The following is a 15,045-nucleotide window of genomic DNA, read 5'->3' as shown; positions in this document are numbered from 1 at the left end:
AGACACTCGCGTTTAAAACTCTCTATTTTTGAATAATGCCCTATACACAGGCGATTTCAATGAATCGTGGAAAAAGGAAAGTGAAATAAAATCTCGGTGGGGTAATGTAATCTTCTGCTTTACAGTCCTGTTGGGTTACCCGGTCACTTCCGTTGTCTACCTTTTAAAAAACAATCCTGCTTTTATCGGAATATTTAAGGCCGAACTGGTATCCAGTTGCTTCGCAATGATTGTGCTGGTCTGTCATTTTGGCGGCAGGATCAATGGACAACGGGCAGCTTTGTTGACTTACCTGATCCTCGTGCCCGTGCATGCCTACGTTCTCGCAACGGTTCCGCATGCTACCTACGACCGGCTTACTTTTAACATGACCCTTGCGCTGATTTTCATTGTTTTAGTAGTTCGCTTGCCAGCAACCGATTCTTTTGTCGTTACCATTTTGGTATTTCTGTTTTTCCCGACTGCTTTATATTGGGGACATCCAAGTTTCTTTTATCAATTTTTAGAGGAAGGTGGCTTGTTTTTTTTTATGGGGCATTTGTTGTTTCCTTTCGTGATGTCTTTTAAAGAGAAAAGGGACAAACGCGAATTTTATTATCGGTATACACTTGCGGAACAAAATGAACGGTTGGAAAAGCAAAAAGAAATAGCCGAAAGCGCGACGCGCGCTAAATCCGAATTCCTGTCTACCATGAGCCACGAGATCCGGACACCGTTGAACGGGATCGTAGGAATTGTGCATCTTCTCCAGGAAAACAAATCAAGGGATGAGCAGGAAAGGGAATTGATCGAAACATTGAAGTTTTCTTCTACACATCTGATGTCAGTGGTGAACGATATATTGGATTTTAATAAGATCAACTCCAACCATGTGAAACTTCACCCGGTTACCTTTGATCCGGAGCTGCTTTTTAAAAACCTCTATAACTCTTTTGCTCCCAGGGCAAACGAGAAAAAGCTGGACCTGATATTTGAAACCTTGTCATTGCCTCAACTGATTGGCGATAAGGTAAGACTTAGCCAGATCATCACGAATCTTATTCACAATGCGATCAAGTTTACTGATAAGGGGTTTGTAAAATTATCTATGAAAGAAATCAACAGATCTGAAAGCCTGATCAGACTGGAATTTAAGGTAGCCGATAGTGGGATCGGCATTTCGGAAGATCAGCAGGCGACGGTTTTCGAAATTTTTACACAAGTTAAAAGTCTGGTAAAACGCCAGGACGGTGGAACAGGCTTGGGTCTTGCCATTTCCAGGGAGCTGGTAAGGCTTTTTGGCGGGGAGCTGAAACTTGAAAGTAGCTTAGGGAAAGGCTCTTCTTTTTCATTTGAAATCGAGCTGCCTTATTCGGTCACCACTATTGAGGAGAAGCCAATCGAAAAGTTGCAAAACCCCAGGGTAAATACAAAAGCAAGGATATTGGTGGTGGATGACAACGCAATAAACCTATTGTTTGCTACGAGACTTCTGCAACAAAGGCAAATCGCATATGATACTGCCTCGGACGGTAGGCAAGCAGTTGAAATGTGCTTTTTGAATTGTTATAACCTTGTTTTTATGGATTTGAAAATGCCTGTTATGGATGGTTTTGAGGCTACCAATCAAATCAGGCAAAAGGACAAAAATATTCCCATTGTAGCACTCACCGCATCCGCGTTTGAAGACGAACGTGAACGGGCTCTTGCCAGCGGCTTTGACGATTATTTGGTAAAACCATTTCTTCCGGCTGATTTCTACAGGATCATTGACTCGTATGTTGGCGCCAATTGAAATCGCACAAGAAAGGCGATTCCAATAGCGAAATCAATGGATATCCAGCAGTGACGATGTGTTTCATTTGCTGCAAGACCTGCCAACGCGAAGTCAAATTTGAATGGACCCAGGAACGTTAGAATTCGTACGCAGACGTATCCGCACCTCGCCGGATATGCACTTATAGATTATAGAACGTGCCGGATAAGGCCCTGCTTACTTTATCTTTTGCCTTCTTTGCATCGCTTCACGCCAGGTAGTGAGTACAATCCCTTCTTTTTCAATATACTTTTTTAATTCCGGATCTACCATGGCCAGAAAATCACCTTCGCGTGTTGGCCAGGAATCGGAGATTTTTGGGAACACCTCCGTGTGGATCGTGCAATGCATGATCACCATGGTTAAACCGGGTTTTAGCTTACCCAATGCCTCAATGTATTTCGCCGTTTTGTATTTCTGCAAAGCTTTTTCTGATTTATCTCCATTCTCAGGCCCTTTCCAGCCATAACTTGTATTTTCGAGATCATCGAGTACCGGAAGACCAGCCGCCCAGAGCTGTTTGCCAACCTTTTGGGTCATTTCAAATCGCTCGGCAATCATCTTTTCTTCGGCCTGAATGGCTGTGTTATGGCCTCCGGGAAACATCACCGGGATTTTTTCCTGCATTCCGACCTTGAGATACCTTTCCAGAAATTCCGGTTTTGCGAACAGTGTTCCCATATGTGAATCCAGGTGAGTGGGCTCAAAACCCATGGTTCTTGCGCGATCCAATTGCGCCCGTATTTCAGTTTCGACTTCGTCTGGCGTTGCGTTTTTAACAACGTCGGCTACTCCGCGCCACATCGCGCCCTGGCTATCGGTAAGTCCTTTGACACTGGTTTTGCCGGCCAACGGACCCCAACGGTAATCCTTCCACTCCGAAGTCATTGTCAAATGCAGACCGGCGTCGATATCTTGATTTTCTTTCCAATAATTGACAAAACCGGGTACCCACCCGCACGGCATCATCACACTCAATGAATTAGCCACGCCTTCACGGATCGCTTTAATGGCTCCCTGGTTAGACTCGTAAGACATCCCGACATCGTCTACGTGGATGATCAGGACTTTTTTACCTTTCGGATAGCCTAATTTTTCGGCGTAGGTAGAGCCGGCAGTTTGGGCTTTCGAGAAGTAGGGAAAGAGAATGAAGATTGAAAAGATTATTTGCTTCATGTAAATCGATATTTATTTAGGAATACCTCATTTCTCCTGTTTTAGGCTAGTCGGATCACATCTAGCGGTATAATATCAGGCCTTCGAAATAATAGTTTCCGCGGTTGCGGGATATGTTTCTGAAAATAACCCGAATCGGGTTCAATGGGTCTTTGTTATCGAAATGCAGTTTGTCGACCGGAACATTGTCGTTCTGTGTCCCGAATTGTTTGCTTAGATCCATTGCTGTTTTTTCAATGTCTATACTCATCACTTTTAATTCATTTTTGTAAATGTTCAATCTTTTCCCCTCCGGCATCAATTCAAGTTTCCATTCATCGTACGCCATTGAGGAACTTTCGCTGCTGCTGAAAAACAAGAGTTTTTCAAAATCGTTAACTCCAATTTCAAGCTTTTGAGGACTTATTAGGCCCGAAGAATAATGAAGATAATCATCAGGTTCTCCTTTTTCACTGCTGACAAATCGCTTTAATTCATTTTCGACAACGCTATTAAATCTCTGGCTGTCTTGTTTTGGTAAGCCCTCAAAAAATGGTTCGAGCATGGCTACATCTCGCGATTCAAAATAACGGGCGATGGAGAAAAGTTGTTGATAGTCTTTTTCTGACACTATCGCTTTCCCTTCAATCTTATCTTGGCGATTCAGGAGATGATATTGAGAAAGTATATGGCGAAAGCGTTTGATCTGGCTGCTTCCGGAAATTGCAAACATGTTCCACGGCCCAATAGTCACAATGAAACAGAGGATCGAAAGTGTGATAGGTATCCAACGGATATCGTCTTTTTTAGTCAAAAGAAAATAGAGTGTCGCACCAGCAAGCCAAATGGCCAATACCGCAACGAGGTAGCGGTTCTCTGTCACACCATACTCACTGATCCGTCTGAAAATTCCGACGAAAAGCAGCAATATCAGGGGTAAAAGAGCTAGATAAAATCGACGACTAAAAAGGCTTATCCACCGTTCCGTCTGGCTTCTTCTGAGCGGATACAACAGCAATAATGCCAAAATGCCGGCTACGGAAAATGCCAGGACAAGATATGCTACGCCACCTTCGGGCAATTTCCATTGAAAAATAATTTTGCCTGTGTAAGTATATAAGATTACGAGATAAACTACTTCCAGAGGCAACAGGACGTACTGCGTGAATATTTTTAGCCCTGAGGGGTAGCCTTCCTGACGTTCTAATGCATCAAGTGGTTCCGGAATCTTGCTCAGGAAAAAAATGGTATGGAAAATCGTGAAGATCAGAACCGCGAGATCCTGTTCGATTTCAAATAAAAACTTGACATCGAACAAAAATTTAACTGTTTCTACCGCAATGAGCAAGCCAATATACAGCGTGACCGCATACAATGTGGCATTCAGGAATTGTAGAAAAAGGGTCTTATTGAACTGCCAAAAGCCATTTGGTTCATCAAATCCAAGGAAAGGGGCATAGGAGACGATCAGGTGCGACCCCAAAAGAAAAATGAAAAACCGGTACATGTCACTGGGCCCCGGATCCGCGTCCATTGTGAAGAAATAAAGAGCCAGCAGCGCTGTCAGCAACAGGAATAGGATCAGTTGCGTTGAAAGCCTCAACCGACGTCTTTTCATTAATAATTCGATAGAAAGTACAAGCGGCATTGCCACGAAGGCCAGATAGCAGAGCCGCGTCAGTAAATTCCTTTGGATCTCATCGGGATAGGGCGTTTCGATGAGGTAGATAAACAGGAAGGCTTTCATCAAGGAAATTAGTACGCCCCACCGATATTTATTGACGGTGCGCAAAAAGCTTTCTGACAGAGCCTGTAACGAGGGTAACTGGATCATGACTTTTATAAGATTATTTGTATAGTGCATGTAAATCAACGAAGTTTTGGCGAAACTTCATCGAATGGCGGATATACAATAGCCCTGCACTTTTCGCGTTATTTGCGAAATTAACGCACCCCAAGAACCTTGCATGGCAAATTTCCGCAATCTGCTCAGCTTATTTTTCCTTTCACAATCATTAGCTAACCCGGTACATGCCCAACATTTTGGGCTTAGCCGCCTTTTTTACCCCAACGTCACCTTGAAAGCGGATTACACCGTTCCGTCCAGCCTCAATGGGACGCAGGATTATGGCCTGTCGAGGACTGGGTTTTTCGGTATCATCCCATTGCAAAGTGAAGTGCAATTGGGATATAGTCTCAGGAAAAAACTGGATTTAAGAGCGGTACACACCGTTGCACTGGCTCAATACACACAAATTCAACCAACTGTCGACGGTAAAAACAATCCTGAAAATGGATACAAAACACTTTCATTAGGCGTGATCCGTTTACAGGCCAGCATTAAGGACAGGCTTTGGGTGTATGGAGGAGGTTTGGGAATGACCGAGACTAATGAAACGTTTTTCAGTCCGCAGCCCTTCTTCTGGGGCGGCGCAGCCAGAATGCATATTCTCGGCTTGCGGACCCAGATCATGTACGGTTCTGTGCTGGCTTATAATCAAAAATTAAGATTTGTACCGGTTTTTGGAATCAATAAAGGCTTGGGTAAACATTGGCGTGCGTCGGCATTGTTACCTTTTATGGCTGATGTAAATTATAAGGCTACCAAATGGTTTAACGTTGACATGATGGCTGGCCTGAATGGTTATAGCGGTGGTTTTCAAATACAGACTCCCGAAGAAAAACAACTTCGGCGGGAAAATTACAGACATATTAAAGTGGGTGTTTCGGCCAATGCACATTTGTTTACGGCCATCAATGTTTCGCTGGAAGCAGGAGTCACTACGTTTCGGCAGCTGAGAACCTTTAATAGTGCGCGAGAAAACCTTACTTCTTACACACCCGCAACCACGCCGTATATAGGTGCAAGCGTGCGCTACATTACCAGCCGCTCGAGGCTATCCTCAAAGTTTATCCGGAAAATGGGACTCGGAGAAGCTGGAATCAACTGGTAATAAATGTGTTAGCTACAATTTTGCGGCTTCTGTTTGAAGGAGCTGCTTGTCAATTGGAACTACTCCTACCATTTCGCATACCAATCCTCCACCTAGATTGGAGATAGCAGCCACTGATTTTGGTGGCAGTCCCAATGCCACGCAACATGCAGCAATGCTAATCACCGTGTCGCCAGCGCCAGATACATCGGCAATTTGCCGGATATGTGCGGGAAGTTTGTGAACTTCATCCTGATAGTCAATCAATACGCCTCGTTCGGAAAGTGTAATCAATGCGCCTCCAATATTCAAGGTCTCTTTTAAAATCCGGACCGTATCCAACAATTGAGCAGGATCATCTACATTGAAATCAATCTTTAGTCCTTCGCGAAGCTCCTTGAGATTGGGTTTGAAAAGGGTCGTATTGTTGTAAGCTAGAAAGTTGCGTTTTTTTGGATCCACAACGGTCGGGACATTGTGCTCATTTGCAAAGGAAGTGATCTCAGAAATGGATTCAGCGGTGAGTACACCTTTGTCATAATCTTCGAAAATAATCACCTGACAGGAAGGGATAAGCTCTTTGGCTTTGGCAACGAGTTTTTCAGTTTCTAGTCCCGAAATAGGCCTATCGGTTTCCGTATCGATGCGTACCACCTGTTGCGAGCCAGCTATGATACGTTCTTTAATGGTTGTAATTCTTTCCTTGCTTCGGATCAAGCCTTCGCAATTGAGTCCTTTTTCTGACAGACTATTCTCTAAAAGATCGCCGGGACCGTCCGTTCCGATCACGGAGCATATAATCGCTTCCGCACCAAGAGATTGCACATTTAGCAGTACGTTTCCTGCTCCTCCAAGACGGTATTCGCGTTTCTGAACATTTACAACAGGAACCGGCGCTTCGGGAGATATCCTTTCGACCTTCCCCCAAACATAAGAGTCCAGCATTACATCTCCGATGACCAATACACGCAGCGAATTGAATGCTTCAAATACCTGATCTATATTCATTAAAATACTATCACTTGTTAAAAAAACAAACTTGCGAAAATGGGTATGAAAATCATACGTTTGCAACAAAATGAAGGCTTGTGACCTGAAACCGCTTGTTGAGGTAAAGCCTGTGTGCATCCGTTCGGGCCTCACTAATCCCCGAGTCAAGATGTACCTGATCAAATCCTTCTTCTTTTGCAAAACTCATGATCCAATCCAGCAACATTCCTGCATATCCTTTTCCTCTTTGCTCGGGTAAGGTCGACAGGTCATCAATATAAATATATCTACCGCGAAATAGGTTGTAGCCAGTTTCAAAAGTTGCAATGGCGCTAGCCTCGTTGTTATCCTCAATAAAGATAATTATCCTGTTGTCTGTGAGGGTTTTTTGTACCGCTTCAAGATATAAGTCGTCTGTAATCAAAGGTCTTAGCACCTGTATTGCTCTACGACACTTAAGTACATCACTTTCAGTTTTTACGATCCTGATATCAGCCATTATTTATTAACAGGAATTGTTAGGTTGCTTAAGTTATGGCCCATTTTATCCCTTTTTGTGAGCAGGTATTTTTCGTTAAATGGGTTTGCTGGTATTTCCACGCCGACTGAATCAACAATTTCGAGTCCATAGCCTATTAATCCAGCCCGTTTTTTAGGATTATTGGTGATCAGTCTCAGTTTGGTTACTTCCAGATCTCTGAGAATCTGGGCGCCCACGCCATAATCCCGGTCGTCCATTGGAAAACCCAGTTCCAGGTTAGCCTCAACCGTGTCCCTCCCCATTTCCTGTAACTTATAGGCTCTTAATTTATTCAACAAACCAATTCCTCTTCCTTCCTGATTCATGTAGACGATGACGCCTTTTCCCGCTTTGTCCACCATGTCCATTGCTGCATGTAGTTGAGGCCCACAGTCGCAGCGGCAAGAGCCGAAAATATCGCCAGTTACACAAGAAGAATGCACACGCACCAGGATAGGCTCATCCTTTTCCCAGGTTCCCTTCACCAGTGCGAGATGTAAATCCCCGGTATTCACCTGCCGATAAGCGATCAGATCGAAATGACCCCATTTGGTAGGCATGTCAACACCGATCTCCCGTTTGATCAAAGATTCCTCCTGAAGTCGGTATTCTATTAGGTCTTTAATGCTGACCAATTTGAGGTTAAACCGGTTGGCGATTTCACGTAATTGGGGCAACCGCGCCATGGAACCGTCATCATTGAGGATTTCCACCAAAACACCTGCTGAGGAAAGCCCGGCCAATCTTGGAAAATCAATAGCGGCCTCCGTGTGGCCTGTTCGGCGAAGCACGCCCCCTTTTTTCGCTCTTAACGGAAAAATGTGACCGGGACGTCCCAAGTCCTCGGGCTTGGTTTGAGGGTTTACCAAAGCTTGTATGGTTTTTGCACGGTCGCTGGCAGATATCCCCGTTGTACAGCCGTTGCCGAGCAAATCGACAGAAACCGTGAAGGCCGTTTCGTGCAGGGCAGTATTATTGCCAACCATCATTTCAAGATCCAGCTCGGCACAACGCTCTTCTGTAATGGGGACGCAAATCAGTCCGCGTCCTTCTCTTGCCATGAAATTTACTATTTCAGGTGTAACAAGTTCAGCTGCACAGATAAAGTCACCTTCATTTTCACGGTCTTCATCATCTACAACGATGATTAGTTCACCTCTTTTTATAGCTTCGATTGCTTCCTCGATAGAGTCCAGCTGAATCGGAATATTATTCGTATTCATTAATCGGGTTGATGAAAAATACTTTTAAATCAAAACTCGTTTTTATTGAGCAAAGGTATTTGTTAATGTCGAAAGTTCTATTTTTGAATCTTCATGCATCTTAACAAAGGATTTGCCTTATCCGTTTCAAAGGTTTAAGCATTAACCGAAGGCATTATTCAGGGACAATTCTACTCTTTTATGAATATTAAGCTACTGATCACATTTTTATTAAGCACAATTCTGCTTATCCAGGAAAATGTTTTAGGTCAGAGCTTTTGTGGAAATACCGGCGGATTTTCGATTACCCCTGCTCAGGGGTGCGCTCCTTTGACGGTTTCCGTCAAAAACCTGGTCCCCAAGTCAGAGAGCGTCACCTATGCCTTCAATTTTGATCGCGCCCGTACTACCGTGCCCGCCCCGAGAGAAACCACCCAGGATTCTTCTTTCACCTATCAGCTTCCCGGTACTTATACAATTCTGCAGTTTGGGAGTGCTGCGGGAACGGGATTTAGCCAATGCAAAGATGTAGTCGTGTTTGAAAACCGCGGCCCGAACGCTGAGATAACTGCTTGTGAGGAAGGCTTGGTACAACTGAAAATTGAAAATGATAGCATTGCCGGGGCTTATGACTTTGTCACCGTCGACTGGGGTGATGGAACCCAGCAGCTGGTTATGGTTAGTAAGGGAGGCGCCCTAGACCTGCAGCATTCTTTTCCTGCCAACGCACCTCGGCCGGATATTAAGCTTACCGGTGGGTATAACAACGATCAATGTAAAGCATCCTTAAAAACGACCATATTGTCTTCTCAAAGCCCGTCCCAGTCATTGAAAGGCATTAGAATCCGGAGTGTTGAAATGCTTGCTTCCGGGGAAGCAAAGGTGCTTTATGAGGGGATGGAGGGTATAGCAACGGAGGTATTGATCGACAAGGGAGATGGACAGTTTGTGCCAACCGGAAAATCTGGGCAAACGGGTGGCCCTCAATCTGTAACGGTCAGTGGCTTGACTCCTAATCAGGTTTACAGATTTAAATTGTCTTCTAAGGATTTGTGTGACAACCTCGTAGAAAGTCCGACCGTTAGCAGCATGACGATTAGGGAAGGGTCATTTTCACTGGATGAGATTATTTCAATTGCTTGGGAAAACCAGTCAAATACTGAGAAACTGATCGAGTATCAATTGAAAAGGGACGGTTCTGTAATTTTTACGTCGCCAGATCAGCTGTCATATCTTGATAAAGATGTTAAATGCGGAACCACCTACAAATACGAAATCGTAGCGATCATCGAGAATGACGTCAGGTCGTATTCCGCCCCTTTTAGTGCCGAACCAAAAACATCTGTCCCGGCAGTGATCAATCAGGCCAATGTAACCGTTAAAGATGCCCATACCATCACAACCAGCGTAGAACTTTCAGGAGAGGGGCTCACAAGCACATATGATTTGATCATAGAACGGGCTTTGTCGGGAAGTTCGGATTTTTCTCAGGTTTCGCCCCAAGGCAATGGAAGTCTCACCTACGACGATGTCACCGTAAATACGGATGAAAATTCTTATTGTTACCGGTTTGGATACCAGAATGCATGCAAACTCCGCTCACCGGAGTTTAGTCAGCCAATATGTTCTATTTTGCTTAAGAGCAATACTTCGGAGATCAATTGGACAGGTGACCTGCCGTTTACAGATGCTTTGAGTGCATACGACCTGATCGAACTGGATAAAGTCGGTAATTTTCTGCAGGTCATCCCGAAGCAGTTGAGCACCAACCATACATTAGATCTGGGGTCTGAAACAGAATTTTCATTTCAGGTTACAGCTCAATCGACTAATGGAAAATTTACGAGCAAGTCGAATATCCTGAATATCAAGAGAGACGCAATTATGCTGGTTCCCGACGCTTTTACGCCCAATGGGGATGCCTACAATGAAAGGTTTGAGATCAAAGCCTACTTTATCTCGAATTTCAAGATGTCCATATTCGATCGCTGGGGCAAAGTCGTCTTCCATTCGGAGAACCTTTCTGAAAGTTGGGATGGAAAAGTTAACAGCGAGAAGGCTGCAGGCGGCTACTACCTGTATAAAATTGAGGCAGTCGATTCATCGGGCGAGATGATATCTAAAAACGGGAGTTTTTTGTTGATCAGGTAGGATTTTTTTAATGGCTTATTAATGAGGATAATACTTTGCTGTGTATCCCCGTTAGATAATCATCCCCGGCAGCCATCTAACAACGTAATCTTCGACTTGTGAGCCTCTTATTGCTCAATATTAGTTTTAAAACTTTGTAAAGAATTCATGGTTTAATATGACACACTTATGAGATTAAGAATACCTGCTATTTCTTTTTTGACTGTTTTGCTGATTTTTCTCTCTGCGCGTGGTATGGCTCAGGGGCTTTGTGATATTGGAGGCGGCGGTTTCACGCTGGACAAATATGAGGGTTGTGCACCAATGGCAGTAAAGATCACTAACACGGTTGCCAATCCGATACTCGTGGGCTATAATGCATTTTATGATGGAAAGTCCTTGAATCCTGTCTACGGCGATGTTTCCGCTTATACCTACACAGTTCCAGGATCCTTTATCATGCTGCAGCTTGGTGCCGCTGCTTCTGGAAAATTTTATGCTTGTAGGAATGTAACCGTATTTGAAACCAGACCTGTGGCGGTTCAATATTCTTCATGCGGCGGTGGAAAGGTTATTCTGACCCTGACAGATGATATCATCACTAAAGCTTATGACCAAGTTGAAATTAAATGGGGGGATGGAGAATCTTCGATCTGGACCAAAGGCAGTCAACTGACTATTGAACATAATTATGCAAATGCAAATACCAGTCCGACGGCGACAATAACCGGCATGTATACAGCAGGGAAGGCTTGTGATAAAGGGGCGACTTCCTCTCTTAAAATTTCTTTCCAACAAGCGCAGCTTAATGAAATCGAGGTTAAATCTGTGGAGATGAGGGGAGAGGGCACTATACGTTTAACCTATCAGGGTGTTACTGCAATACCAACACAAATCAAATACAGTACAGACGGCACAAATTACACAACTGCGGGAAGCAGGTCGTCTGGGGGAACTCAACCGTTTGATATCCCTAATCTGAATGTAAACCAAGTTTACAATCTGAAACTATCGTCGGAAGATTTGTGTCATGGACAGCGCGATAGTAAAGTGATTAGCAGTATGATTTTGTCGGGTAGTTCAAGTGAAGGAGAAAATGTACTAAAATGGAATCAATATAGTGATGCCGATGGATTTATGGGTTATGACCTTCTCAGAGATGGAACAGTTATAAAGAGTTTCACCTCGATATCGGAAGTGACTTATACGGATAAAGATGTTACCTGTGGCAGTTTTTCGGAGTATCAGATCGTAGCTAGAATAGGAGATGTTGTGTCGATATCGGCACCCGTGGGGGTGAAGACCGAAATTACTTCACCGAAACCAATCGAGCAGGCTGCAGTATCCGTTTTAGGAAGTAACGTAATTCAAATAAAAGCAAATGTACCTGGGTCCGGGATAAATAGCACTTATAGTATGACAATTGAGCGGGCTGAGGCTGGAACGACAACTTTTAAGAAAATTATTACCTTATATAATCAAAATGAATATTCGGATATAGACGTGAAAACCAGTGATATATCCTATTGTTATAGATTGAGTTACGAGAATTCATGTGGGCAAAAGCTTCCGGCTTCTCAACCAGTTTGCACTATTTTGCTAACCCGGAAACTTACAACGCTTTCTTGGAGCGCGGATTTGCCGATTATCGCCAGTATCTCGGGTTACAACGTTGTGCAAACAGGGTCAAGTAGCGGCGAGAGCGTTATTCCTGTCGAGATGAACACTAGATATACTTTGCAATTTAACGCTCAAAGCGACCTCGAATATAATTTCCAGGTTAAAGCGGTTTCACCTGACGGGCAGTTTGAAAGCCTCTCCAATATGATCAATTATAAAAGAAGCGCCGGTGTATTTGTCCCCGATGCATTCTCTCCAAATGGGGACGGGTATAACGACCTTCTCGAAGCCAAATCTGAACAACTGCAGTCGTTTAAATTGTCTGTTCTTAACAGATGGGGCGAGGTTATATTCCATTCGGACGACATTACGAACAGTTGGGACGGAACGATAAACGGGATAAATGCACCTGTTGGCTCCTACGTTTACAAAATGACTTTCGTGGATGACATCAATCAAACTGTTGAAAAAAGTGGTACTTTTATGCTTTTACGGTAGGAACCATTTCCGTAAAATAAGTTTTATAAAAGTTAAAACTTAATCAGCAGAGATATGTTTGGAAATATGGCGGACATGATGGGACTCATGGGTAAAATGAAAGACCTGCAATCCCGCATGAAAGAAGCTCAGGATCAATTAAGCAGCATCACGCAAACTGCCGAATCTGGTGGAGGTTTGGTGAAAGCTACTGTAAATGGGCAAAAAGCGCTTATTGGTCTCGACATTGACCAGGATCTGATCAGCCCGGATGACAAAGAGATGTTACAGGATCTGATTGTTGCGGCAGTTAATAAAGCATTTGATAATATTGAGCCAAAAATCAAGGAACATCTGCAAAAAGCAACGGATGGCGTGCTTCCCAATATCCCGGGATTGGATTTGGGAGGATTCATGAAATAAATTATGGCATCCTCTGTTGCGATTGTAATTCTGAACTATAACGGCCGTCACCATCTCGAAAGGTTCCTACCCAATATAATCAGGTACTCCGTGGGTTATGATATCTGGATTGCCGATAACGCGTCAACAGATCATTCACTTGCCTGGATCCGCGAACACTATCCCACTTTACGGGTTTTAGAAATCAATGAGAATAAAGGGTATGCGGGGGGATACAATGAAGCGCTAAGGCAGATTTCCTCAGACTATTATATCCTGTTAAACTCAGATATCGAGGTAACCGAAAATTGGGTACCGCCGGTTATTTCATTTATGGATTCCGACACAAGGATTGCAGCGTGCCAGCCAAAGATCCTTGCTTACGACTTACCCACACACTTCGAATATGCCGGCGCAGCCGGTGGTTACATGGATTATTTGGGCTACCCATTTTGTCGCGGGAGAATTTTTGATACCCGGGAAGAAGATCTGGGCCAGTATGACGACGAAAAGGACGTTTTTTGGGCAACCGGTGCATGTATGTTCGTAAGAGCTTCGGCATTTCACAAAGCTTCCGGATTTGACGAATCGTTCTTTGCACACATGGAAGAAATCGATTTGTGCTGGCGATTCCTTAATCTGAAATACCGAGTTACTTATTGCGGGAAGTCAAAAGTTTATCATGTGGGAGGGGGTACTTTGCATAAATCAAATCCGCGAAAGACCTTTCTTAATTACCGCAATAACCTGATCATGTTGTTTAAAAACCTGCCAAAAGGCAGAAGGTGGAAGACAGTGCTGATCAGGTTGGTATTGGATGGGATTTCTAGTGTACGCTTCATGGCTACGGGTGCATGGCCCGATGTCATCGCGATTGTGAGGGCGCATTTCGCGTTTTACAGAATGATCCCATCGTTAGTAAAAGAAAATGCGCGTACCTATTATAGGGCTCCTTTGTATTACCGGAGTGTGGTGTGGGAATACTTTGTGCTTGGGAAGCGTCGCTTTGGACAATTGACTGGAATCGCAAAAGCTACAATTCCCAAATCGTAGGGCAATTATGTTTTCGCCAATGCTGACGGATTTCGAGCCAGAAAGCCAGAACCAGGTACAATATAATGGGAGAGCCAAAGGTCATGAAAGTAGCATAAATGAAGTATTTTCTGATGCTGCTTGCGGGGAAATTAAGCCTCTCACCCAGCTTTGCGCATACCCCAAATATTTGGTCTTCAACGAAATATCGAAGCTTGTTCATACCTTATTTTAAATAGTTAACTCATAGTTAGCGATTTTCACGTCGATAAGCAATTGCAGGGAAAACTTTTTATTGAAAGGAGGTACGAAAAGGCAAATTACCGCTAACTCGTAAATTTGCAAATTCTTTAACCAAAAAAATTGTTTTACAAACAATTTTTGTTTCTTTGTGATTAAAGATTTTATAAGTTGTTCACTATATTCGAGATGTCTTGATAAAAATTGCCAAAATTTCTTTTGCCAATGCGTTGAGCCTCCCTCAATTATTTGGTAAAGTCTTTGTGTTACATTATTGAAACGCTTGTAATTCTTTTGTATTTTCACCTTATTTCAATTTTTTTATTTCAACCATTATGCCAACAGGTACTGTAAAATTTTTCAATGAAGCTAAGGGATACGGCTTCATCGTTGAAGACGACACAAACAGAGACATCTTTGTCCATGTGACAGGATTGGGGGGCCTTACCATCCGTGAAAATGACCAAGTAGAATACGAAGTCGTTGAAGGTAAAAAAGGACTTAACGCTGTGCAGGTAAAAAAGATATAACCATATTTTTTTTGCAGGA

At 43.5% G+C, this 15,045-nt stretch carries 13 protein-coding genes; 7 read left to right on the top strand and 6 right to left on the bottom strand.

Translation table 11 applies throughout. From position 1 onward, the window contains the following. The first annotated feature begins 28 nt into the window (after nucleotides 1–28). Entirely contained in the window at nucleotides 29–1,774 is a 1,746-nt protein-coding gene (locus AC1XUF_RS30920; protein WP_483345745.1) for a response regulator, read from the top strand. A gap of 198 nt (nucleotides 1,775–1,972) precedes the next feature. On the opposite strand, the gene AC1XUF_RS30915 is transcribed toward AC1XUF_RS30920, so the two are convergent. Beyond that, entirely contained in the window at nucleotides 1,973–2,971 is a 999-nt protein-coding gene (locus AC1XUF_RS30915; protein WP_483345744.1) for a polysaccharide deacetylase family protein, read from the bottom strand. Between the two features lie 61 nt (nucleotides 2,972–3,032). Next, the gene (locus AC1XUF_RS30910) at nucleotides 3,033–4,784 is read right to left on the bottom strand and encodes a DUF4153 domain-containing protein (RefSeq protein WP_483345743.1); all 1,752 of its coding nucleotides are present in this window, start codon (nucleotides 4,782–4,784) and stop codon (nucleotides 3,033–3,035) included. Nucleotides 4,785–4,917: 133 nt separating this feature from the next. Here AC1XUF_RS30910 and AC1XUF_RS30905 point away from each other — a divergent pair, with 133 nt between their 5' ends. Beyond that, a complete protein-coding gene (locus AC1XUF_RS30905; protein ID WP_483345742.1) occupies nucleotides 4,918–5,904 on the top strand; it encodes a hypothetical protein in 987 nt (328 codons plus the stop codon). A 12-nt stretch (nucleotides 5,905–5,916) separates the two neighbouring features. On the opposite strand, the gene AC1XUF_RS30900 is transcribed toward AC1XUF_RS30905, so the two are convergent. The 3 genes from AC1XUF_RS30900 to AC1XUF_RS30890 are packed head-to-tail and all read right to left on the bottom strand — an operon-like array spanning nucleotide 5,917 to nucleotide 8,616. Beyond that, nucleotides 5,917–6,891, bottom strand: coding sequence for a bifunctional heptose 7-phosphate kinase/heptose 1-phosphate adenyltransferase (locus AC1XUF_RS30900; RefSeq protein ID WP_483345741.1), 975 nt, complete (start codon nucleotides 6,889–6,891; stop codon nucleotides 5,917–5,919). Nucleotides 6,892–6,943: 52 nt separating this feature from the next. Next, nucleotides 6,944–7,372 (bottom strand): GNAT family N-acetyltransferase, encoded by a 429-nt coding sequence (locus AC1XUF_RS30895; protein WP_483345740.1) that lies wholly within the window; start codon nucleotides 7,370–7,372, stop codon nucleotides 6,944–6,946. After that, nucleotides 7,372–8,616, bottom strand: a complete 1,245-nt coding sequence (locus AC1XUF_RS30890) for a bifunctional 3,4-dihydroxy-2-butanone-4-phosphate synthase/GTP cyclohydrolase II (RefSeq protein ID WP_483345739.1) — start codon at nucleotides 8,614–8,616, stop codon at nucleotides 7,372–7,374. The genes AC1XUF_RS30895 and AC1XUF_RS30890 overlap by 1 nt, the downstream gene beginning before the upstream one ends. A gap of 180 nt (nucleotides 8,617–8,796) precedes the next feature. Between AC1XUF_RS30890 and AC1XUF_RS30885 the strand changes: the two genes are divergently transcribed. From AC1XUF_RS30885 to AC1XUF_RS30870, 4 genes are all read left to right on the top strand, one after another. Further along, nucleotides 8,797–10,746: a T9SS type B sorting domain-containing protein gene (locus AC1XUF_RS30885; protein ID WP_483345738.1), complete on the top strand. Its 1,950-nt coding sequence runs from the start codon at nucleotides 8,797–8,799 to the stop codon at nucleotides 10,744–10,746. A 168-nt stretch (nucleotides 10,747–10,914) separates the two neighbouring features. Further along, nucleotides 10,915–12,843, top strand: a complete 1,929-nt coding sequence (locus tag AC1XUF_RS30880) for a T9SS type B sorting domain-containing protein (protein WP_483345736.1) — start codon at nucleotides 10,915–10,917, stop codon at nucleotides 12,841–12,843. A 54-nt stretch (nucleotides 12,844–12,897) separates the two neighbouring features. Beyond that, a complete protein-coding gene (locus AC1XUF_RS30875) occupies nucleotides 12,898–13,245 on the top strand; it encodes a YbaB/EbfC family nucleoid-associated protein (RefSeq protein ID WP_483345735.1) in 348 nt (115 codons plus the stop codon). 3 nt (nucleotides 13,246–13,248) lie between these two features. Next, nucleotides 13,249–14,277, top strand: coding sequence for a glycosyltransferase family 2 protein (locus AC1XUF_RS30870; RefSeq protein WP_483345734.1), 1,029 nt, complete (start codon nucleotides 13,249–13,251; stop codon nucleotides 14,275–14,277). On the opposite strand, the gene AC1XUF_RS30865 is transcribed toward AC1XUF_RS30870, so the two are convergent. Then, nucleotides 14,258–14,479: a PspC domain-containing protein gene (locus AC1XUF_RS30865; RefSeq protein ID WP_483345733.1), complete on the bottom strand. Its 222-nt coding sequence runs from the start codon at nucleotides 14,477–14,479 to the stop codon at nucleotides 14,258–14,260. The two genes, AC1XUF_RS30870 and AC1XUF_RS30865, sit on opposite strands and share 20 nt — an antisense overlap. Before the next feature lie 352 nt (nucleotides 14,480–14,831). Between AC1XUF_RS30865 and AC1XUF_RS30860 the strand changes: the two genes are divergently transcribed. Then, nucleotides 14,832–15,026: a cold-shock protein gene (locus AC1XUF_RS30860; RefSeq protein ID WP_026629450.1), complete on the top strand. Its 195-nt coding sequence runs from the start codon at nucleotides 14,832–14,834 to the stop codon at nucleotides 15,024–15,026. Nucleotides 15,027–15,045: the final 19 nt, after the last annotated feature.

The organism is Dyadobacter sp. HNCC25DJ185 (genome assembly GCF_056895195.1).
The sequence above is the reverse complement of the archived record's forward strand: the minus strand, read 5'-3'. Positions and strand labels throughout refer to the sequence as shown.

Excerpts from the sequence above, each read along its gene's own strand:
- AC1XUF_RS30915 (WP_483345744.1), bottom strand. The coding sequence starts at position 2,971 with ATGAAGCAAATAATCTTTTCAATCTTCATTCTCTTTCCCTACTTCTCG.
- AC1XUF_RS30910 (WP_483345743.1), bottom strand. The coding sequence starts at position 4,784 with ATGATCCAGTTACCCTCGTTACAGGCTCTGTCAGAAAGCTTTTTGCGC.
- AC1XUF_RS30905 (WP_483345742.1), top strand. The coding sequence starts at position 4,918 with ATGGCAAATTTCCGCAATCTGCTCAGCTTATTTTTCCTTTCACAATCA.
- AC1XUF_RS30900 (WP_483345741.1), bottom strand. The coding sequence starts at position 6,891 with ATGAATATAGATCAGGTATTTGAAGCATTCAATTCGCTGCGTGTATTG.
- AC1XUF_RS30895 (WP_483345740.1), bottom strand. The coding sequence starts at position 7,372 with ATGGCTGATATCAGGATCGTAAAAACTGAAAGTGATGTACTTAAGTGT.
- AC1XUF_RS30890 (WP_483345739.1), bottom strand. The coding sequence starts at position 8,616 with ATGAATACGAATAATATTCCGATTCAGCTGGACTCTATCGAGGAAGCA.
- AC1XUF_RS30885 (WP_483345738.1), top strand. The coding sequence starts at position 8,797 with ATGAATATTAAGCTACTGATCACATTTTTATTAAGCACAATTCTGCTT.
- AC1XUF_RS30880 (WP_483345736.1), top strand. The coding sequence starts at position 10,915 with ATGAGATTAAGAATACCTGCTATTTCTTTTTTGACTGTTTTGCTGATT.
- AC1XUF_RS30875 (WP_483345735.1), top strand. The coding sequence starts at position 12,898 with ATGTTTGGAAATATGGCGGACATGATGGGACTCATGGGTAAAATGAAA.
- AC1XUF_RS30870 (WP_483345734.1), top strand. The coding sequence starts at position 13,249 with ATGGCATCCTCTGTTGCGATTGTAATTCTGAACTATAACGGCCGTCAC.
- AC1XUF_RS30865 (WP_483345733.1), bottom strand. The coding sequence starts at position 14,479 with ATGAACAAGCTTCGATATTTCGTTGAAGACCAAATATTTGGGGTATGC.
- AC1XUF_RS30860 (WP_026629450.1), top strand. The coding sequence starts at position 14,832 with ATGCCAACAGGTACTGTAAAATTTTTCAATGAAGCTAAGGGATACGGC.